Below are 20,228 nucleotides of genomic sequence, written 5' to 3' on the forward strand. Positions count from 1 at the left end.
AATGAGCACATCTTCCCATGACCGCTACGCCTATCGCCCCATCATCGGACGTCCCGACTATGACTGGCCGGATGGCCGCCGCCTCGCCATCTACCTCGGCGTCAACCACGAGGTGTTCGATTTCGCGGGCGGGCTCGGGCCGGAACTGGCGCCCGCACAGACCGAGCCCGACGTGATGAACTACGCCTGGCGTGACTATGGCAATCGCGTCGGGGTGTGGCGGCTATTCGACCTGTTCGATCGGCTGGAACTGCGCACCACCGCGCTGCTTAACGCCGATGTCCTGGACCGCTGTCCCGGGCTGGCCGAGGCGTGCCGCGATCGGGGCGATGAAATCGCGGCGCACGGCGGCAGCAACGCCAAGGCGCAGGGTGCGCTGTTCCGTCCGCGCGAGAAGCATCTGATCACCGACGTGACCGAGCGGCTGACGGCGCTTGGCGTGCGCCCGACAGGCTGGCTTGGCCCATGGATCTCGGAAAGCCACGCCACGCCGGACCTGCTCGCCGCCAACGGCTATCGCTATGTCCTCGACTGGGCGCATGACGACCAGCCGACCCGGCTCGCAACCGCGCATGGCGGGCTGCTGTCCGTCCCGTATTCGCAGGAAATCAACGATTTACCCGCGATCATTGCGCGCAATCAGGAGGCAGAGACTTTTGCGTCGATGATCCGCTCAGGGGTGGAACAGCTGCTGTCCGAATGCGATCGGCGCCCGCTGGTCCTCGGCATCGCGCTGCACCCCTACATCATGGGACAGGCGCACCGCGTTCCCGCATTGGCGCGCGTGTTGACCGAACTGCGCGAGGCAGACGATCCGCGCATCTGGTGGACCACCGCGGGAGACATCGCCGCGCATGTCGAAGCGCACGACCTCGCGGTCTGATCCGGGGTGCTCGAGGGACCACCCATTCCGCGAACCCGGTTTATTGCGTCCTCGCTCCATTCGCGCGGAACGGACCGGGCTTTGCAACGTCGGGCAGAAACCCGAATGAGTGAGGCTGCATGACACTACCGACGTTGGTCTTCCTCCACGCGCTTGGCGCCAGCGCGGGCGAATGGGCGCTCGTGACCGACCACCTGCCCGAGCATGACTGCGTCGCGCTCGATCTGCCCGGGTTCGGCGACGCGGCGGGTGCCGGTTATGCCGATGTCGCCGCGATGGCGGACTGGCTGGCGGAGGAGATCCGCGCGCGGGCGCTGACCGCCTGCGTGCTGGTCGGGCACAGCATGGGCGGCAAGATCGTCACGCTGGTGGCGGCCCGCGCCAGCGCGGGCGAAATCGGCCTGTCGGGGGTTCTCGGCGTCGTGCTCGTCACGGCGTCGCCCCCCGCCCCCGAGCCGATGGACGAGGATCGCCGCGCCAAGATGATCGGCTGGTGTGCCGATGGCCCGCCCTCGCGCGACAATGCCGCCACCTTCGTCGATGCCAATACCGCCACGCCGCTCCCCGATGCGCTTCGCGAACGGGCCATCGGTGATGTGCTGCGATCGAGCGGGGAAGCCTGGCGCGGTTGGCTCGAACGCGGCAGTCGCGAGGACTGGAGCGCCGCTGCGGGACAGATCCCCATTCCCGCAATGATCATCGCAGGTGCCGAGGACGGGGATCTGAACGAGGACGCGCAACGTCGGCACAATCTCCCGCATTACAGCAATGCCGCCGTGCGGGTCGTCGACGATGCGGCGCACCTCATCCCCTATGAACAGCCACAGGCGCTCGCCGTACTGATCGCGGAGCATGCGACCGCCGTGGCCGGCGCGATGCTGCCCGCAGACTTTGCCCGGATCCTCGGCTCCGATCGCGTCAGCGCGCGGACGCGCGCGGCGATGCTGGCCAGAATGCGCCCCCCTTCCCCCGCAACCGACGCGTGGACACCGGACCAGCACGCCGCCGTCGCAACGCTGATCGCGCATGTCCTGCCCGATTGCGGGGCCGACCCCGACCTCGCGCGCCGCATCCTGGACGGCATCGCGCAGGGCGGTGGTGACGGCTGGCGCTTCGCCGCCTTGCCGTCCGACGCCGAGGCATGGCGCCGCGGAATAGCGACGCTCGACACACTGAGCGGGGGTTTCGCCGCGCGCGACCGCGATGGGCAAGGCGACTGGCTGGACCGCATCGCCAGTGGCACGGCCGGCATCGCGGACGACCCTGCGCACCTCTCGCCCGGGCAGATGGCGCTGTGGTTCGAGGACGTCCGCGCGGAGATCGTTCGGACGTGGATGGCGCTGCCCGCGACGATGGCGGCGATCGGCTATGACGGGTTCGCCGTCGGGGGCGATGGTCGCCGCAAGCAGGGCTATACCAACACCCGCGCCGACGATCCCGAAGCGTGGCAGAATCGCTCGGGAGACCGGTCGTGACGGCGGCCCGCTACGCCGAGACGGACAGCGTCGACGCCGTCGTCATCGGAACGGGTGCAGGCGGCGCACCGCTTGCCGCACGACTTGCGCAAGCCGGCCTGTCCGTCGTCGCGCTCGAGGCTGGCCGCGCGTTTCGCCCCGACGATCACGTCCCCGACGAGACCGCCGCCGATATCTACTGGATGGAGGAACGGCTGAGCGGCGGCGAGACGCCGACCGCATTCGGCGCGAACAATTCGGGCATGGGCGTGGGTGGGTCGACGCTCCACTGGGGTGCGTTCTGCCCCCGCCCCGACCCGCGCGACCTGCAGCTCAAGACGCTGACCGGCGAAGGGGCCGACTGGCCGATCGATCATGCCGAACTGGTCCGCTACATCGAGGACGTCGAGCAGTTCACCGGCGTATCGGGTCCGGTCCGCTATCCGTGGGACGAGGGCCGCCGCTACGCCTATCCGCCGGTGGCGCGCAATGCGTCGGCCGATGCGATGGCGCGCGGCTGTGCGGCGGTCGGCATCACCGCAACCGATGCGCCCGCCGCGCTGGTCTCGCGCGATCACGATCAGCCTCACTGGGGGCAACGGCAAGCCTGCGTCAATTGCGGCGCGTGTCACCAGGGGTGCCGCAACGCCGCCAAGACGAGCATGGACACCACCTACCTGCCGCTCGCCGCAGCACATGGCGCCGAGATCCGCCCCGGCTGCCGCGTGCTGTCGTTCGAGTTCGACAGCGCGGGGCGGATCACCGCCGTCGTCTACCAGACCGACGGGCAAGAGCATCGCCAGCGCTGCGGCGCGGTGTTCCTGTGTGCAGGCGGGATTGAGACGCCGCGCCTGCTGCTCAACCTCGGGATCGCCAATGCGAGCGGACAGGTCGGGCGCAATTTCATGGCGCACGTCGCGACGCAAATCTGGGGTCGGTTCGACGCCGACATGCGGATGAACCGCGGCTATCCCTCGTCGCTGATCAGCGAGGACATGATGCGCCCGGGGGATGCGGGCTGTGCGGGCGGGTATCTCATCCAGAGCCTTGGCGTCCTGCCCGTCAATCTCGCCACCGGGCTCGCGCGCGGTGCCGGAATGTGGGGGGAGCGGCTCCAATCCACCCTGCGTCAGTATAACCGGATGGCGGGGATCGGGATCAACGGCGAATGCCTGCCCCATGCCGACAACCTGCTGACGCTAGCGGAGGAGACCGACGTCTTCGGTCATCGCAAGGCGCGGATCGACTTCAGCTATCGCGCCAACGAACTGGCGATCGATCGCCACGCGCGGCGCACGCTGACGGAGATCTGGCAAGCGGCGGGCGCGCACGACATCGTAGCGGTCGATCGCTCCGCGCACACGATCGGCACCTGCCGGATGGGGCATGACGGCGATACGGCAGTGGTCGATCCGGATGGGCGCAGCTTCGATGTCCCCAACCTGCTCGTCTGCGACAATTCCATCTTCCCCAGCGCGCTGGCGGCCAACCCCGCGCTCACCACCATGGCGCTGTCGCTACGCACCGCCGACCGTTTTCTCGCATCGCATCATTGAGGAGTATGTCATGGATCTGGGTATCAAGGACCGTATCGCGCTGATCAGTGGCGCGGATTCCGGGATGGGCAAGGAGACCGCGCGCCTGCTGCTGGAGGCCGGGGTTCGTGTCGCAATCACCGATCAGCCCGGGGGCACGCTGGACGCGGCGCTGGCCGAATTATCGTCGCTCGGCGAGGTGATCGCCGTTACCGGTGACGTGACCAAGCCCGACGACGTCCGTTCGATCTGGGCGGAGGTGCGCGAGCGGTTCGGCAACCCGGACATCTACGTCAACGCCGCAGGCGTGACCGGCGCGACCGGCGATTTCCTCGAGGTCGACGACGCCGGCTGGCAGCAGACGCTCGACATCAATCTGATGGGCGCGGTGCGGATGTGTCGCGAGGCGATCCCGGCGATGCGCGAGAGCGGCTGGGGCCGCATCGTGCTGTTCGCTTCGGAAGACGCAGTCCAGCCCTATGTCGACGAGCTCGCCTATTGCGCATCGAAGGCGGGGATCCTCAGCCTCGCGAAGGGTCTGTCCAAGGCTTACGGCGGCGACAACGTGCTCGTGAACACCGTCTCTCCTGCCTTCATCGCCACCCCGATGACCGACACGATGATGCGCAAGCGCGCCGAGGAACGCGGCGAAAGCTTCGATGCGGCAATCGCGAGTTTTCTGGAGGAGGAACGCCCGGGAATGGTGCTGAAACGGCGCGGACGTGCCGAGGAAGTTGCGTCAGCCGTCGTGTTCCTGTGCTCGGAACGCGCAAGTTTCATCAACGGGGCGGGGTTGCGGGTCGACTCCGGGTCGGTCTTCACCATCGCCGGATAGGCGGGACGTGTCGCGGAGTGGCTCCGTTTAGCGGAGCCACTTCAAGCACCAGTGCAGCGCCTTTGATGGCAGGATCGCCAGGGGCCTTCCCGCCATATCGTCGACCCATTCCAACGAACACAATGGACTGTGCAAAATACTCCGTAATTTACGGTCGTTAACCATGTTGTAATTCGCGTGTCACGCTGAGCGACGATGGCAGTGCAATCCCCTCAGCCGAGAGGGTGTTGGGCCGTAAGTTGATACCGGGGTGGCTATGAAGACCAAGTTTCTCAGCGCGAGCGTCGCAATGTTCGTCGCATCTGTCACTCCGGCGCACGCCATCAACCTGCTCGGAAGTTACGCCGTCAGCTACGCCAAGGCGATCGACACCAAGGAAGCCAGCGCTGTCGCCTATAATTGGGATACGCGGACGCTGATGGTCACCAACGATGAGGAAGACAGCAACGGTCGCAGCATCTGGGGCGAATATGATCTGAACGGCAACAAGACCGCGACAATTTCTCTGTCCGGCTGCCTTTCTTTGGGAAACGCTCAATGCGATCCGGAAGGTCTGACCTACGTCGGTAACGGCCAATATGTTGTCGCCGAGGAGCGGTATCAGGATATCGCGCGGATCAGCGAGATCGGTTCGGTGGGCGGCACGCGCAATTACACCGCCTATCCGGACGCACCAACGGTCAGCGTAGGGCCCAACGCAGGCAACAGCGGCCTGGAAGGAATCGCCTATAATCGCGTTACGGGCGACTATTTCGGCGTCAAGGAAACGTCGGCGCAAACGATCTACAAGATCACCGGCGTCGACTTCGACAGTGAAACCGCCAACGTCACCACGCTGTTCAATCCGGCATCGCTTGGACTGGACCGTCTGTCCGACATCGCGGTTCTGTCGAACGGGGTGTTTGGAGCGACCGCCTTCGGGGATAATTTGCTGATCCTCAGCGGCCGGTCGTTCAAGTTGCTCGAGGTGACCCAGACCGGGTCCGTCGTCAGCAGCTACGATCTGTCCAGCTTCCGGTCGCTGGTCGACCCCGCGAATGAGGGCGGCAAGTTCGAGGGCATGACCCTTGATGAATCGGGGAACATCTATCTGGTCAGCGACGATGGGGACGGTCCCAACCAGTCGTATCTCGTCAAGCTCGCCTATACCGGAGCGGTACCAGAACCGACGACCTGGACGATGATGATCCTTGGATTTGGCCTGATCGGTTCGAGCATGCGTCGTCGTCAGAAGGCCCTGCAGCCATCCCCCCGACGGTCGGTTTAAACCTCGAAGGGTAGCTCGACCTGAGTTGGCAAACGTTGAACACGAGCGCCCCGGTCATCGTCGAACGGCGATGTCCGGGGTCGCCGGTAATGGTTTGCGTCAGCGCAGGACGGTCATGCCGATCGTGGCGGATGAATAGGATTGCCGCTGTGAAGGCCAACTGCATCATCAATAGCGGTTCGAGGTAACGAAGCCCTCCCGCAGCGACGATGCCAACTCGGGCATCCGCGCCAGTTCCGCGACCTCCGCTGCGGTCGCTGCAGCACCGTTCACGATCGCAACGAGGCGGGCGAACGGAAACCCCTGCGGACGATCGAGCAGCTGTACGTCGTCGCCCCCACAGAGCTTACCTGTCTCGAGGACGCGGTAGTACCAGCCGGAACGACCGCTTCGCAAAAACGCGCGCGGCATCTTCGCATCGCCAAAATAGGCGGCCAGCTTGAAGCACGGCTGGCGCGGCTGGCACACCTGCACCGTGACAGTGCCAATCCGGTGCACATCCCCAATGCACAGATCTGCTTCGTCCACGCCGGCGATCGTCAGATTCTCTCCCATTCCGCCGGGAACGAGCAGGTTGGCATGCTCTGGGATTTCGCTGCGCCACGTGGCGTAGTGGCTCGCCGCATATCCGTACACGGCCTTGTCGGGGCCGCCATGCACCGAGAGGTCGGCCTGTTCGTCACCCATCAAGCCGAGCGCCGACACCGTTACCGGTTCGACGCGGGTCTGTTTGACGTACCCGCTTGGAACTTGCTCCGGCCCCAAGGGGGTTACCCGGCCAACGCGAACTGCTTCAAGCCTCATCGCCATGGTTATACCCCTTGCCCCTCACCCGTCGCGTGTAATTGCGTAGACCTAACTATGGGTCGGCGATCGGAGGTCAATGCAGGATGCACGTCCTGACCTGGTTTGACGTCGCACTTTCCGCACATAGATCGGCGGCACTATCGGCATCCATTGGCACGTTGAAGAAGTACCCTTGCACGGCATCGCATCCACATGCAGCCAAGGTCTCCAATTGTGCCTGTGTCTCGACCCCTTCGCCAGTGGTGCTGACACCCAGCGCCTTCGCCATGTGAACGATCGCTTCGAGAACCGAACGCGCCCCTGCATCGGAGGGTGCGGCCCGGACAAATCCCTGGTCGATCTTGACGCAGTCCAGGTGAAATTCTCGCAAATGCGCGAACGAGGAGTACCCCGTTCCAAAATCGTCCATCGAAACGCGGATGCCGGTGTGCCGCAAAGCCCGCAATACAGCAGCGATCTGGTCGCTGTCATCCACCAACGCAGTCTCCGTCAGTTCGATTTCGACGCGCGAAGGGGTAACCCCCGTTTCGGCAAGGATTGCAGACAGGTGCTCCGGGAACAGATTGTCGCGCAGTTGGACCGGCGAAGCGTTGATGCAGATGCGAATGGCTTCGGGCCAGCGCGCAGCCTGCCTGCACGCCTCTCGACTGACCCATCGCCCGATTTCCCGGATCAGGCCGGTCTCCTCGGCGACGGGTATGAAATCCGCTGGAGACACAACGCCCCTTGCCGGGTGGTGCCAGCGGACCAATGCCTCGAACCCGATCAATGCGCTGCCATGCCGATGGCCGCTCGGGTTGACGCGATAGATCGGTTGGAATGCCAGACGGAATTGTTCGTCTTCCAGCGCGGTACGCAAATCGGACTCGATCTGTACCCGCTGAAGCGCCGCTTCGCGCATACCGGCCTCATACCCGCGATAGTGGCCTCGTCCCAACGCCTTTGCCCGGTACAGCGCCAGATCGGCGTATTGGACGAGGAGCGACGGGCACGCGGTATCGAACGTCGAGGCATATCCGACGCTACAGCCGACGATCACACTCCCCCCTGTCACTTTGATGGGCGCGGAGAGGTGGGAGATGATCCGGCGGCACAACGCCGTCACATACGCTCTGTCATCGGATAGCACGATGACCGAAAACTCGTCCCCAGCCATTCGCGCAACGAAATCCTCGCGTTCACACAAGGAGCGCAGGCGGTGGCCGATCGTCACCAGCAGATCGTCTCCGGCGCTGTGCCCAAGCGTATCGTTGACGTTTTTGAAGTGATCGAGATCGATCAGAATCAGGAACGCTCCGATGTTCTGCAAGAATATGTCTTCGAGCGACTTTTGAAACTGTCGGCGGTTTGGCAACGCCGTCAAATCGTCCTCGAAGGCCAGCCGTTCGATCTCTTTTTGCGCACGGCGTTCCGCGGTTATGTCATCGTACGTCAGAACGGCTCCACCGCCTAGAATCGGACGGCAAGCCACGCTCACAGTACGTCCATCATCAAGATCATGTTCCAGATACGTGACATCGGGCGCGGAAAACCACCGCTCGTGATTGGCTTTGACACGCGCCAGACGTGCTTCATTCCATCCAAGAACCGGTGCAACATTTGTCAGGTAAAGACGCCACGACATGCCGACGTGGATCACGTCGCTTTCCAGGCCAAATATCGCAAGCGCTCGGTCGTTGAAGAGCTGGATACGATCGTCTGCTCCGATGAAAACAAGTCCGTTGGACATGTTGTTGAGGGCAGTTGAGAGGAGGACCCGATGGCGCGTCTGATCAGCCAGTCTTGCTTGATAATTTACGGCATATCCGGTCATGATGCACAGGATTAGCACGACGGCACCAATCGAAACTGCCAGCCAGGAATTGCTCAGGTCGTTGACCGACTGATAGCGCACGTGAATGTCGCTGACTGCAATCGTCCCGAAGTGAATGATGCATACGGCGATCGTAACCAGGGCGATCCTGAGGGCGCGCAAATGGTCGGGGCGTATAGAGAACGCCAGGCCCATGACGACGCTCCCTAGCGCAGTCACCATCAGTGTTTCACCGAGCGATGAAGCTATCGTGCAATTGGTAATTGCCGACATTCCGATGACGTGCATCGCGCCCACCCCGAAGCCACCCAGGGCACCACAGATCGCTCTGTACACTGGCCTTCCGGTTAGCGCCGTCAGGGAGATGGGAACCCCGAAAGCCACCATAGCCGCAAGCGCAGACGTTATCGTCAGCAGCGGATCAAACGAAAGGGCAAAGTCCAGACGCAGGCCGAGCGTTGCCGTGAAATGGGTAGCCCAAACGGCAAGCCCTGCGACGCACCCTGCCCCGATCATCTTGCGCACACGCCGTTGCGGCGTCGCCAAGCGCGCCAGATCAAGCAATGCCAACATCAGCCAGGATGAAACGGCACAGACTGTCAATGCCGCCAGGATCAGCAGGAGCGAGTGCTCAAGAGACAAGTTGACCAGCACACCGACCATATTCAACCCCAATCGACGCGGGGTTAATTAGTACATTTAAACAAATACTTAAATGAGCCATTGATGGCATTCATCGTGACGTACGCGTAAAACCCGGCGGACTGCCTAACAAATGTTCAGCAAAGGATCGGTCACAGGATATTTTTCGCAGGAGCGAATGGGTAAAAGACGCGGGATATGGAAACGGTTGATCCGTGGGACTTATTTGACGGCACCGCGATTCACGACCTTATCAGGCTCCCCACTCGCTCCCCTCATCGTCCGGATAGAATGCATCCGGCTCCGAAGCGCTCGTTGGGCGGCGATGACGCACGGACGCGGGGGAGGCCTCCCGAACTGTCGTCGGCAATGTCGGCGCTCCACCGCCGAACCGCACGCGAATGAACGCCAATCCGCCATCCACACCTTGAAAGATCGCTTCGAGATCCTCGCCCCGGCTCATTCGCCCACCAATATAGGGCGCCCGCTCGGCGCTGAGGTAACCGATCTGCACGCCGCGCGGGCTGATCACCGCGATAGCGTTGCTATCGTGCTTGTTCTTCGGCTCGGGGCTGAGCGCCACCGGTTCGCCCGGCAGCGTCATCATCGCCTCGGAACGCCGGTTGCTGCCGTCGCCGTTCGGAAAGTCTATGCCGACAACGGCGAGCGTCAGTTCCTGCATCGCGTTGATTTAGGGTCTTGCAGCAAGCCACGAAAGCCATAGGTTCAGGCGATGGCCGCATTCGACGACACTTTCGATCCGGAATTGGGTGCGGCGTGCAACCGTCTCGCAGCGTGGGTCGAACCCTTGCCCGAAGGCACCGTCATCGATCCGACGTCCCGCCTTACCGAGCGCGACCTTGCGCTGATCCTGCGGCGTCTCCATGCGACCCGGATGGTGAAGCAGGCCGATCAACAACATCCCGTCGAGGATCGATCACCGCCGGTTGGTCGTGCGTCGGTCCCGATTACCGTCAAAGGGTGACCGCATGGGTCGTGCGCCCGCAGTGTCACCGCGTATGCGTTTGGAAAATGGTTCAGAATATGAGTTGCAAGCTCGATCGCCGTCACGCCGTGTTAGGGTCGCTCCATGGGTGACATCGAACGGCAAGTTCCGGCGGGATTAATTGAACAGTGGGCTGTTCATCTGCGGCGTCAACGATCGCGGGCAGCAGACACGATCTGGCTGCTGGATAACGGTTTCACGATCCACGATGGCCGCAACGGCGTGCCGACGGAAGAGGCGACCGCCCGGGTCCGGGCAGAGCAGCAAGCCGTCGTTACCGAAGTGACGGCCCTGCTGGACCAGTATGATGCGATCAATCTGCGCGGGTCCCAGCTTGAACCGGATGCCCGCTGAGGAAGGGTCCGACCGTGGGGTCGCCATTGTCCGTGGCGACGATCTCGCCCGGCCTATCCACCGCAAACCGCACCCCGCGATGATCCGTCGGCACGAAGCCACCCTTCGCGTCGTTCAGCGCAACGCTGACCCACACGAGATCCTTGCCGTCGTTATGCAAGGTCGACCGGTCGGCCACCGCGGCAATGCGCGCTGCCGCACCGACCACCGCAGCGGTAACGACGTCCGAAAGGCCGCCCCCACGCGTGCTCAAATCGCCACCCCGAACGCTTCCGCAACGGTGAAGATGTCCTTGTCGCCACGCCCGCCCAGTCGTGCGGAAGGCTGACGGAGGTCCAGCCAGCATCGTCGAAACGGCTGCCGACATAGGGAACGTCGCCACCGGGATTGCCTGGCGGACGGTGATGCCGGCGCGCGGGATCATGAATGAAGGCATTTCCGCTTGGCAGGATGTAGGGGCGCGGGACGCCCTTGCGGACCACCGTGTCCGAATCATCCATGACGCCGGCATCGAAATCCGCGCCATCGGGTCGCAGCTTGAGTTCGGGGAGGACTTCGTAGCGGAGATCGGCAGTACCGGGGGGATAACCGCGATGGAACTTCCACCCGTCGTTTGATCGACGTCCGAACGCGCTGCGCAAGGCTTAGAGAGCTTACTAAAACGCTCCACAATGATGCTCCGATCGTCAATAAAACGGCTGATCGCTGCTGCTTTCTGCGCGCAAACGCCATTGATTCGGCTGGAATTCGCTGTGGTTCGGTACGAATTCGGCCGCCCTTATCGAGTCCTGTCAGGCCAATTACCGGAATGTCCTACAAGCGCCAAATGGTTTCTCAAGAACGCCTCGCACAATCGTTTGCAATATTGGCCAGACAAAAGATGGTTGACCAATATCCCACCTCGCGATAGCACCCGTCTGTCAGATAACGGTGCCGGAGAGCATCGTTTCTTGGAGGGGTAAGAAATGATAGCGCTATCGAGGTTTCATCGGGTTGGTACGTGGTCGTCGCTGCTGATGGCCTCCGCGGCATGGCCCGCGATCGCGAGTGCCCAGGCTGTTCCGGTCGCGCCCAATCCATCCCCCCAGGCGGCCACCACCCCGACATCGCCAGCATCGAGCGCTGCGGACACCGCAACGACCACGGCGCAGGACGGCGCTGGTCAAACCGCACCGACGGCGATGGACGAGACGGGACAGCCACCGGCGGATCCGTCGGCAACCGGTAACAACGACATCGTCGTGACCGGCTATCGCGCGTCGCTGCAAAGCCAGACCAACGCGAAGCGCAATTCGATCGGCTTCACCGACACCATTTTCGCCGAGGACATCGGCAAGTTCCCCGACACCAACATCGCGGAATCGGTCAACCGTATTCCCGGCGTGACGATCAGCCGCGAAGTCACCGGGGAAGGATCGAACGTCGCCATCCGCGGCCTAGGCACCAACTTTACGCGCGTCCTACTCAACGGTGCGCCCGTTGCGATTGCGTCCGTCCGCTTCGACGCGCAGAGCACCAACCGCGAAGTCGATCTGGACCTGATCCCGACCGAGCTGTTTACCCAGCTAACCGTCAGCAAGTCTCCGACGGCGAGCCAGATCGAGGGCGGCGCAGCCGGTACGGTCAACCTTCGCTCGGCACGGCCGTTCGACAACCCGAAGCCCTACATCAGCTACGGCTTGCAAGGATCGAAGGTCAGCAGCGCCGACCGCTGGGGCTATCGTGGCTATGCATTGGCCAGCGCGACCTTTGGCGACTTCGGCGTCCTCGTCGGCGGCGCGGCCGTCAAGAACCGGTTCCGGGTCGACGGCTTCGAGACGATCGGTTGGACCAACCCGAACCTTACCGCCGCGCAAAACACCGGCAGCACGCGCAATGCCACCGGCGGCGGCAACTTCTCGATCCCGGGTACCGTGCCTGCGAATGCCGGCAATGGCCTGACGCGCGGCACGGTCATCGATCAGGCGTTCCTGCTTGCGAACAACCCCGGTGCGAACATTACGCAGATCGACAATGGCCTCCTGCCCCGTCTGGGCCGTCCGCGTACCGAAATCGGCGAACGGACGCGCTATAACGGGCTGGTTTCGCTGGAGTGGCGGCCAAGCAACGCGTTCCACTTCTACCTCGACGGCATGTACGCCACGCGTGATACGGACTTCACGCGCACGTCGATGGCGTGGGCAGTCCGCAACGGCGCCTCCATTCCGCTCAACACCACCTACGACAAGAGCGACTGCACGAGCGGCTGCACGGTTACCGGCGGCACCTACGCCAATTCGCAGTTCTTCCTCGAATATCGTCCCTACAAGGACCGGCAGGACTATTGGGGCATCAACCCCGGCACCGAGTTCATCATCAACGATTTCATCAAGGGTGACTTCCAGGCCAACTACACCAAGAGCACTTTCCGGCGTGAGAGCCCGACTGTCCTGGTCATCACGCCGCCGAGCAGCGGCTTGACCGCGACCTACGCCAACGATGGCGGCATCCCGAGCATTACCAGCAACGTCGACCTCAACAATCCGGCCAGCTTCGGCTGGGCTGGCGGTGGCCGTGTCAACCTGAACGGTGAAGAGCGCGAGACCGAAACCCGCGGGATCCGTGGCAGCCTGTTGTTTGGTGACGAAAAGCGTTTCAGCGTTCGGGTCGGCGGGGCGTATGACGACACCAAGCGGCGGATCACGCCGTTCGACAATACGAACCCGTGGCAGGCCGCGGTCTGCGGGAACAACCCCAACGTCGTTCTGCCGGGCCCGAACCGGCAGCCGACCTGCGATGGCACCAATCAGCCGGGCACGGTAGCGCCCGCAGGCTACCCGACCTATGCCGGATACGGCACTGGTTTCTCGACCGGGGCCCCGCCCCTCGTTTACGGCGGCTCGATCGTCCCGACGTCCGCCCTGCCCAACTATCTGACGCCCGGGAGCAATGGCTACATCACGGTCGACTGGAACAAGTTCCGCCAGGCGACGGGCTATGACACGTTGCTCGCCGGCGCGACCGAAACCGGATCGGGCAGCAGCGGCGCGAATGGTGGTCTGATCCGCGAGAAGGTCACCGGTACCTTCGCGGAAATGAACGGCATTTTCGATATTGGCGCGGATGACACGCTACGGCTGAACGGCGGTGTGCGCTATGTCCAGACCACACAGATCGTGGGTGGCCGCACGAGCGTGCCGAACCCGCTCAACGTTCGTGGCGGTGTAACCTGCCCGGGATCGAGCCCCGGGTTCGCGCTGGACGGCTCCTGCTATCCGGTCCTGGTCAACTTCGCGGAAACGCGGCGCACCTATTCGAACTTCCTGCCCTCGGCGAGCATCGCCTACAGTTTCGGTCGCAAGGCCGTCGCGCGTGGCTCGATCTCGCGGACGATGACGCGCCCGGATCCCAACCAGCTGTTGCCCGGCGCGTCCTTCACGTCGCCATCGGCGGATGTCGGCACGCTCGGAAACAACGCGCTTGATCCGTATATCTCGGACAACATCGATCTCGGGTTCGAATATTATACCGGCGGAGAAGGCGTGATCGCCTTTGCGGCATTCCGCAAATCGATCACCGGGTTCACCATCAACGGCATCAATACCGTGCCCTTCTCGACGCTGGAACCGTTTGGCATCACCTTCGCGACGCTGACTCAACAACAGCAGCTGGCATTGCAATCGCGCGCGACCCCAGGTCAGGCGCCCGAGCAAATTCCGGTCCAGATCCAGCAGCAGGTCAATGCCGACGGCAAGCTCAAGGTCAACGGGCTGGAGTTCCAGATCACCCAGCCGTTCGACTTCGTCACCCGGTTGGTCGGCGTGACCGGGTTCGGCGTGCAGGGCAACCTGACGCTGATCGATCAGCAGGGCCAAGGCCAGGTTCCGGCGGTCGCGCTGGGCGTCGCGCCCGTGACCTATACGGCCACAGGCTATTACGAGGGCAACGGTCTGTCCGCGCGATTGACCTACACCTATAACGAGGGATCGGTGCAGTCCGGCCTGAACCAGAACGGCCTTCCCGCCGCGGCCATCATCGGCCGCGACTACGGACAGCTGGACTTCTCGGGCAACGTCGATCTCGGCAAGATCCTGAAGAACGACTATTTGCCGACCGTGGTGCTGAACGTGATCAACATCACCAAACAGGCGCAAAGCTCGTACTTCCAGTACCCGAATGCGACGTTCAACGAATATAATCCGGGACGCACCATATTGGTCGGTATCCGGGGTCGTTTCTGATCCCGGGTTGCTAGCCTGACGCACTCCTCCTTGCGCCGCTCCCCGAAAGGTGGGCGGCGTCTTCTTTTGGCACGCCAGAACCGCACGCTTTGCCTGCCTTGCAGGGATAATGCGATGATATGTACGATGCAATTCAATGGGGGTAAGCAGGCGGTCCGCGAGAGATATTCGGGAATGCCTGTCGGAAGGCCTTCTGAACCCCTCCGCGACGGTTGATAGTGGGTGAGATGACAGTTTTGAAAACGGGCCGCCTTTACGCGCAGGTCGCACGACAGATCTCCGAAGACATCACCGCGGGCCGGGTCGCGGTTGGAGCGCGATTGCCGTCGGAACGCGAGTTGTCCGAGCGTTTCGAAGTATCGCGGCCGACGGTTCGCGAGGCGCTGATCGCACTCGAAGTCGACGGTCTGGTCGAGATCCGCATGGGTTCGGGCGTTTACGTCACCGCGCGGACGCCGCTGGGCGGTAAGTTCTCCCCCATCGGGGTCGGCCCGTTTGAACTGTTGGAAGCGCGTCGCGCCATCGAAGGCGAAACCTGTGCCATCGCGGCGACCCGCGCCGAGCCCGAGGACTTGAGTAAACTCAAGCAAGTGTTCGATAAGATGGCCGCGGCAGGCGCGAATGTCGCGCTGGCGGAGTCCTACGACCATCAGTTCCATGTCCACATCGCGCAGATGACCCGCAACAGCGCGCTGAGCGGCGCGGTCGAGGGTTTATGGGAAGCGCGCATGGCGTCGCCCCAAGAAAAATCGCTGTCGCGCAAGGCGCATCTGGCCGGCGTAAGCCCGAAGATCGAAGAACATCTTCCGATCCTCGAGGCGCTGCTGGCGCATGATCCCGAGCAAGCCCGCGCCGCCATGCGCGCGCATCTCGACAACGTCCTGCGCGATCTGATCGTGGCAACGGAGGTGCAGGAAAGCGCCGCCTTCGACGCCAAACTCAACGCGCGCCGAAAACTGTTTCTGGGAACCGCCTGACCCCCCACTGGAGCCTTACGACGCCAGAACTGGCCTGACGGAAGTACCCCCTATTGGTTTGACAATTCGTGCAAGGTTTGCCCAAAGAAAGGCAAGGCATCGTCCAACATGCCACGAGCGAGGGGTTCCGCCTAATGATCCGCACAATCCAAGCAGTTACCAGCGGTGGTGCGTTTCTGGTCAGCGCCCCCGCCCTCGCCTGCATGAGCCCCGTGTCCGTCTGTTCACACAACGTCTCGGGCGCCATTGCCCTCGCAAGCCAATCGCAACCCGCGACAATCTTGCTCGAGCCCGAAGCCGATCCGGCGGTAGCACATGCCGCAAACGCCTTTGCCGAGGATGTTGGTCGGGTCTCGGGGAAATCTCCCGATCGGGTTCGGCAGATCGCCACTGTTTCCGGCAATTTGGTGGTCGCCGGAGTGCTCGGGCACAGCCCAACGATTGATCACCTCGTGCGTACGGGAAAGATCGCCGCGTCGGACCTGGCCGGTCAGTGGGAAGCCTATCGCCAGATCGTCGTCGATCATCCTTTTCCGAACGTTACGCGTGCGCTCGTGATCGTCGGATCAGACCGGCGCGGCGCGGTCTTCGGGCTGTACGACCTGTCCGAGAAGATCGGGGTGTCCCCCTGGTCCTGGTGGGCCGACGTTCCGGTGCAGAAACGTGCCGCGCTCTATGTGACAGCCGGATCGCATCGGGACCAACCCAAGGTGCGCTACCGCGGCTTCTTCATCAACGATGAGGCACCGAGCTTCAGCACATGGGCGCAGACGCATTTCGGCGGTGCGAACGCCAAGGCCTATACGCATGTGTTCGATTTGCTGCTGCGGTTGAAGGGCAATTACCTGTGGCCGACAATGTGGGCACCGCGCGCATTCAACGATGACGATCCCCAGAACAAGGTCCTCGCGGACTCGCTGGGGGTAGTGATGGGAACCTCGCACCACGAACCGATGACTCGCGCGCAGGACGAATGGCATCGCAATACCGGTGCGGGCGTGACGGGCGGCAAGTGGGATTATGCGACCAATGCCGCGAACCTGCGGACGTTCTGGCGCGGCGGCATCCAACGAATGATGGCGAAAGGCGATGGCACCCCTTACGAAAGCCTGATCACGGTAGGGATGCGTGGCGACGGTGACGAGGCGATGTCGGGCGGCACCGCGATCAGCCTGCTCGAAACAGTGGTTTCGGCACAACGCGACATCATCAAGGATGTTACCGGAAAGCCTGCAGATCAGACGCCCCAGGTCTGGGCGCTCTACAAGGAGGTACAGGATTATTACGACCAGGGGATGAAGGTCCCCGACGATGTTACGCTGCTGTTCTCCGACGACAATTGGGGCCAGATCCGCCGCCTGCCCGCGGCGCCGGACACGCGGCGTGGTGGCTATGGCGTCTATTATCACTTCGACTATGTCGGCGGGCCGCGCAATTACAAATGGCTCAATACCAACCAGATCGAGAAGACCTGGCAACAGATGGATCTCGCCTACCAGAAGGGTGCGCGCAATCTGTGGATCGTCAACGTCGGCGACATCAAGCCGATGGAATATCCACTCAGCTTCTTCATGAAGCAGGCGTGGAACCCGGAGGCGATGACGCCTGCCGCCCTCGCGCGTTTCCCCGCGGACTGGGCTGAGCAGACGTTCGGCGCGGATCAGGCGCAGAAGATCGCAACGCTCGTTTCCCGCTACAGCGAGATCGCCGCCCGGCGGAAGCCCGAACTCGTCGATCCGGCGAGCTTCGCGCTTGGCGAGGTCACGCCCGACGCTCTGGATGGCGGCGACTTCGGCGCGCGCGTCGCGGAATGGGATTCACTCGACGTGGAGATGCGCGCGGTCAAACGCACGCTACTGCCGGCACAGCAGGACGCCTATTTCCAGCTGGTCGGACATCCGATCCTCGCGCTCGGCAACCTCTATCGCTTGTATTACGCGGTCGCGTGGAACCGGAAACTCGCCGTCGCGAATGACCCCCGCGCCAACCTCTTCGCAGATCAGGCCGAGGCGGCGTTCAAGCGCGACCAAGCCATCACGGAGACCTATCATGCGCTGAACGGCCGCAAGTGGGACGGCATGATGGCGCAGACGCATATCGGTTACACCGGCTGGCAACAGCCCGACCAGCAGGTGATGCCGTCGGTGATTCGGGTAGCCGGTGCCGCCAGACCGGTGCGGTTCCGTCCGTTGCGCCCCCGCAGCGCGCCCGGTTTCAGCATCGATGCGGCGCGATATACCCGCGCGATCGGCGGCGGCGGGCTGACGTGGCAAACGATCCCGTATCTCGGCTCCACATCCGGCGCAGTGGTCGCGCTGCCGCAGGGGCGCAAGCCGACAGGCCGGGCCGACGGGATTCGCCTCGAATATGCCATGACGACGGCGTCGGCGGGTGACCTCGACGTGCAGTTGACGTTGGCACCCACCCTCGACGTGAGCGGAGCGGGAACGCTGCGCATCGGCGTTTCAATCGACGACGGCCCGATGCAGACGATCAGCGATCTGCTTACCCCTGCCCCCAACGCCGCGGCAACTCAGGCGCAACGCGACTGGAACAACGCGGTCGAGAACAACAGCCGCACTGTCCATGCCGTCTTCCCGGCGGTCACCGCCGGGCGGCACAACATCAAGGTGTGGCGGATCGACGATAACGTCGTGCTGCAGAAAGTGACAGCAAAGCCTGCGTCAGGCGCTTAGTGCTGCACGCACAGTACCATAGCTTAGAGCAATATACCCGAGGATCCTACAGAATGCCCAAGATCGTCAACGCGCGCGTGATCGTGACCTGCCCGGGACGCAATTTCGTCACGCTCAAGATCGAATGCGACGACGGCACCACCGGGGTTGGCGATGCGACGCTAAACGGGCGCGAACTGAGCGTTGCCAGCTATCTGACCGAGCATGTCATTCCCTGCTTGATCGGCCGCGACGCGCACCGGATCGAGGATCTCTGGCAGTATCTGTACAAGGGTGCCTATTGGCGGCGCGGACCGGTGACCATGTCGGCAATCGCTGCAGTCGACACCGCGCTGTGGGACATCAAGGGCAAGCTCGCCGGGTTGCCGGTCTATCAGCTATTGGGTGGCGCGAGCAGGGACGCCGTGATGGTCTACGGCCATGCCAATGGCACCACGATCGAGGACACGATCGAGACCGCCAAGACCTATCAGGCCGAAGGCTATAAGGCGATCCGGCTCCAGTGCGGCGTCCCGGGCATGGCATCGACCTACGGCGTGTCAAAGGACCGGAATTTCTATGAGCCCGCCGACTCCGATCTGCCGACCGAAAACCTGTGGTCGACCGAAAAGTATCTTCGCGTAGTGCCCGAACTTTTTAAGGCTGCCCGCGCCGCACTCGGCTGGGACGTGCATTTGCTGCACGACATTCACCACCGCCTGACGCCGATCGAGGCGGGACGGCTCGGCAAGGATCTCGAACCCTATCGTCCCTTCTGGCTCGAGGATGCCACCCCTGCGGAAAACCAGGATGCGTTCCGCCTGATCCGACAGCATACGACGACACCCCTCGCCGTCGGTGAGATCTTCAACTCCATCTGGGATGCCAAGCATCTGATCGAGAACCAGTTGATCGACTACATCCGCGCAACCGTCGTCCATGCCGGCGGGATCACGCACCTGCGCCGGATTGCAGCGCTCGCGGACCTCTATCAAATCCGCACCGGCTGCCATGGCGCGACCGATCTCTCGCCGGTGTGCATGGCTGCCGCGCTGCATTTCGATCTTTCGGTGCCCAATTTCGGCGTGCAGGAATATATGCGTCACACGCCCGAGACCGATGCGGTCTTCCCGCACGAATACAGCTTCTATCGCGGGATGATGCACCCGGGGGATGCCCCGGGCCTCGGTGTCGATATCGACGAGGAACTGGCCAAGGGCTATGAATACCAGCGCGCGTTCCTGCCGGTCAACCGGCTGGAAGACGGGACGATGTACAACTGGTAAACTGGTTATCATTGGTCTTTTGATCAATCTCAAACCCGTACGCGATCCCAAGCCGTCGGGGCTTGGAGGGTCGCTACTTTTCAAGCACCCTTTCTGGCGATCGCGTCGCAAAAGCCGACGCGCTGGATAAGTTACAGCCCTGCGCAAGTTCGCGGCGCGCAGGTATCGGCTTGGCTGCCAAGGCGGCCGCTGGGACTGCCAAGCGACCGCCTGCGGTGGATAGGCCGAACAGCAAGGCGGCCGTGAGACGCGCCGTTATCATGGCTTACCCCCCGCTGGCCCGCGTCGAGGCGTCGTGGCGCAGGATGCCGAGCCGTTGCGCGTGCTCCATCAATTTATCGCCGCCGTCGACCATCCCGCGTCGGACGCTCCTATACCTATCCAATAGCAACCAGTCCGATCTACGTCGCCCATATGATCCTTGATCGTCGGATCGACACTCGAACGTCTCGCCCAGAATTCAACGACGCACCG

Annotated in this window: 15 protein-coding genes and 2 pseudogenes; 13 read left to right on the forward strand and 4 right to left on the reverse strand. The window is 63.0% G+C overall.

Annotated features, from left to right (window positions below; translation table 11 throughout):
- Position 1 precedes the first annotated feature (1 nt).
- The 6 genes and pseudogenes from ABIC17_RS13840 to ABIC17_RS20280 form a co-directional block, all read left to right on the forward strand.
- Positions 2 to 883, forward strand: coding sequence for a polysaccharide deacetylase family protein (locus ABIC17_RS13840; RefSeq protein ID WP_354282644.1), 882 nt, complete (start codon positions 2 to 4; stop codon positions 881 to 883).
- Positions 884 to 1,002: 119 nt separating this feature from the next.
- Entirely contained in the window at positions 1,003 to 2,358 is a 1,356-nt protein-coding gene (locus ABIC17_RS13845) for an alpha/beta fold hydrolase (RefSeq protein ID WP_354282646.1), read from the forward strand.
- Positions 2,355 to 3,893, forward strand: a complete 1,539-nt coding sequence (locus ABIC17_RS13850; protein ID WP_354282648.1) for a GMC family oxidoreductase — start codon at positions 2,355 to 2,357, stop codon at positions 3,891 to 3,893. Before ABIC17_RS13845 ends, ABIC17_RS13850 begins: the two co-directional genes overlap by 4 nt.
- Positions 3,894 to 3,903: 10 nt before the next feature.
- The gene (locus ABIC17_RS13855; RefSeq protein WP_354282650.1) at positions 3,904 to 4,707 is read left to right on the forward strand and encodes an SDR family NAD(P)-dependent oxidoreductase; all 804 of its coding nucleotides are present in this window, start codon (positions 3,904 to 3,906) and stop codon (positions 4,705 to 4,707) included.
- A 289-nt stretch (positions 4,708 to 4,996) separates the two neighbouring features.
- A pseudogene (locus ABIC17_RS13860) lies at positions 4,997 to 5,800 on the forward strand (SdiA-regulated domain-containing protein); the annotation flags it as partial.
- A gap of 60 nt (positions 5,801 to 5,860) precedes the next feature.
- Positions 5,861 to 5,974 (forward strand): annotated as a pseudogene (locus ABIC17_RS20280) (PEPxxWA-CTERM sorting domain-containing protein); the annotation flags it as partial.
- Between the two features lie 168 nt (positions 5,975 to 6,142).
- Here the strand turns inward: ABIC17_RS20280 and ABIC17_RS13865 are convergent.
- The 3 genes from ABIC17_RS13865 to ABIC17_RS13875 form a co-directional block, all read right to left on the reverse strand.
- Positions 6,143 to 6,784 (reverse strand): MOSC domain-containing protein, encoded by a 642-nt coding sequence (locus ABIC17_RS13865; protein ID WP_354282654.1) that lies wholly within the window; start codon positions 6,782 to 6,784, stop codon positions 6,143 to 6,145.
- A 70-nt stretch (positions 6,785 to 6,854) separates the two neighbouring features.
- Entirely contained in the window at positions 6,855 to 9,257 is a 2,403-nt protein-coding gene (locus tag ABIC17_RS13870) for a bifunctional diguanylate cyclase/phosphodiesterase (RefSeq protein ID WP_354282656.1), read from the reverse strand.
- A gap of 232 nt (positions 9,258 to 9,489) precedes the next feature.
- A complete protein-coding gene (locus ABIC17_RS13875) occupies positions 9,490 to 9,918 on the reverse strand; it encodes an HIRAN domain-containing protein (RefSeq protein WP_354282658.1) in 429 nt (142 codons plus the stop codon).
- A gap of 51 nt (positions 9,919 to 9,969) precedes the next feature.
- Here ABIC17_RS13875 and ABIC17_RS13880 point away from each other — a divergent pair, with 51 nt between their 5' ends.
- Together ABIC17_RS13880 and ABIC17_RS13885 are read left to right on the forward strand one after the other, a co-directional pair.
- Positions 9,970 to 10,221, forward strand: coding sequence for a hypothetical protein (locus ABIC17_RS13880; RefSeq protein ID WP_354282660.1), 252 nt, complete (start codon positions 9,970 to 9,972; stop codon positions 10,219 to 10,221).
- 105 nt (positions 10,222 to 10,326) lie between these two features.
- Positions 10,327 to 10,596: a hypothetical protein gene (locus ABIC17_RS13885; RefSeq protein WP_354282662.1), complete on the forward strand. Its 270-nt coding sequence runs from the start codon at positions 10,327 to 10,329 to the stop codon at positions 10,594 to 10,596.
- Here ABIC17_RS13885 and ABIC17_RS13890 read toward each other — a convergent pair.
- Positions 10,556 to 10,849: a hypothetical protein gene (locus ABIC17_RS13890; RefSeq protein WP_354282664.1), complete on the reverse strand. Its 294-nt coding sequence runs from the start codon at positions 10,847 to 10,849 to the stop codon at positions 10,556 to 10,558. The two genes, ABIC17_RS13885 and ABIC17_RS13890, sit on opposite strands and share 41 nt — an antisense overlap.
- Positions 10,850 to 11,018: 169 nt before the next feature.
- Between ABIC17_RS13890 and ABIC17_RS13895 the strand changes: the two genes are divergently transcribed.
- From ABIC17_RS13895 to manD, 5 genes are all read left to right on the forward strand, one after another.
- Positions 11,019 to 11,213 (forward strand): hypothetical protein, encoded by a 195-nt coding sequence (locus ABIC17_RS13895; RefSeq protein WP_354282666.1) that lies wholly within the window; start codon positions 11,019 to 11,021, stop codon positions 11,211 to 11,213.
- A gap of 348 nt (positions 11,214 to 11,561) precedes the next feature.
- Complete coding sequence (locus tag ABIC17_RS13900) at positions 11,562 to 14,816, forward strand: TonB-dependent receptor (protein ID WP_354282668.1); 3,255 nt, start codon at positions 11,562 to 11,564, stop codon at positions 14,814 to 14,816.
- A gap of 227 nt (positions 14,817 to 15,043) precedes the next feature.
- Positions 15,044 to 15,793: a FadR/GntR family transcriptional regulator gene (locus ABIC17_RS13905; RefSeq protein WP_354282839.1), complete on the forward strand. Its 750-nt coding sequence runs from the start codon at positions 15,044 to 15,046 to the stop codon at positions 15,791 to 15,793.
- A 281-nt stretch (positions 15,794 to 16,074) separates the two neighbouring features.
- Positions 16,075 to 18,489, forward strand: coding sequence for a glycosyl hydrolase 115 family protein (locus ABIC17_RS13910; protein WP_354282670.1), 2,415 nt, complete (start codon positions 16,075 to 16,077; stop codon positions 18,487 to 18,489).
- Positions 18,490 to 18,542: 53 nt separating this feature from the next.
- Positions 18,543 to 19,754, forward strand: a complete 1,212-nt coding sequence (gene manD, locus ABIC17_RS13915) for a D-mannonate dehydratase ManD (protein ID WP_354282672.1) — start codon at positions 18,543 to 18,545, stop codon at positions 19,752 to 19,754.
- Positions 19,755 to 20,228: the final 474 nt, after the last annotated feature.

The sequence above is a fragment of the Sphingomonas sp. PvP056 genome, from assembly GCF_040549155.1.
Lineage (GTDB): Bacteria > Pseudomonadota > Alphaproteobacteria > Sphingomonadales > Sphingomonadaceae > Sphingomonas.

Bases quoted from the DNA above. Each gene is read 5' to 3' on its own strand.
- ABIC17_RS13865 (WP_354282654.1), bottom strand. From the start codon at position 6,784: ATGGCGATGAGGCTTGAAGCAGTTCGCGTTGGCCGGGTAACCCCCTTG.
- ABIC17_RS13895 (WP_354282666.1), top strand. From the start codon at position 11,019: ATGAATGAAGGCATTTCCGCTTGGCAGGATGTAGGGGCGCGGGACGCC.
- ABIC17_RS13870 (WP_354282656.1), bottom strand. From the start codon at position 9,257: ATGGTCGGTGTGCTGGTCAACTTGTCTCTTGAGCACTCGCTCCTGCTG.
- ABIC17_RS13880 (WP_354282660.1), top strand. From the start codon at position 9,970: ATGGCCGCATTCGACGACACTTTCGATCCGGAATTGGGTGCGGCGTGC.
- ABIC17_RS13840 (WP_354282644.1), top strand. From the start codon at position 2: ATGAGCACATCTTCCCATGACCGCTACGCCTATCGCCCCATCATCGGA.
- manD (WP_354282672.1), top strand. From the start codon at position 18,543: ATGCCCAAGATCGTCAACGCGCGCGTGATCGTGACCTGCCCGGGACGC.
- ABIC17_RS13900 (WP_354282668.1), top strand. From the start codon at position 11,562: ATGATAGCGCTATCGAGGTTTCATCGGGTTGGTACGTGGTCGTCGCTG.
- ABIC17_RS13845 (WP_354282646.1), top strand. From the start codon at position 1,003: ATGACACTACCGACGTTGGTCTTCCTCCACGCGCTTGGCGCCAGCGCG.
- ABIC17_RS13905 (WP_354282839.1), top strand. From the start codon at position 15,044: ATGACAGTTTTGAAAACGGGCCGCCTTTACGCGCAGGTCGCACGACAG.
- ABIC17_RS13875 (WP_354282658.1), bottom strand. From the start codon at position 9,918: ATGCAGGAACTGACGCTCGCCGTTGTCGGCATAGACTTTCCGAACGGC.
- ABIC17_RS13885 (WP_354282662.1), top strand. From the start codon at position 10,327: ATGGGTGACATCGAACGGCAAGTTCCGGCGGGATTAATTGAACAGTGG.
- ABIC17_RS13855 (WP_354282650.1), top strand. From the start codon at position 3,904: ATGGATCTGGGTATCAAGGACCGTATCGCGCTGATCAGTGGCGCGGAT.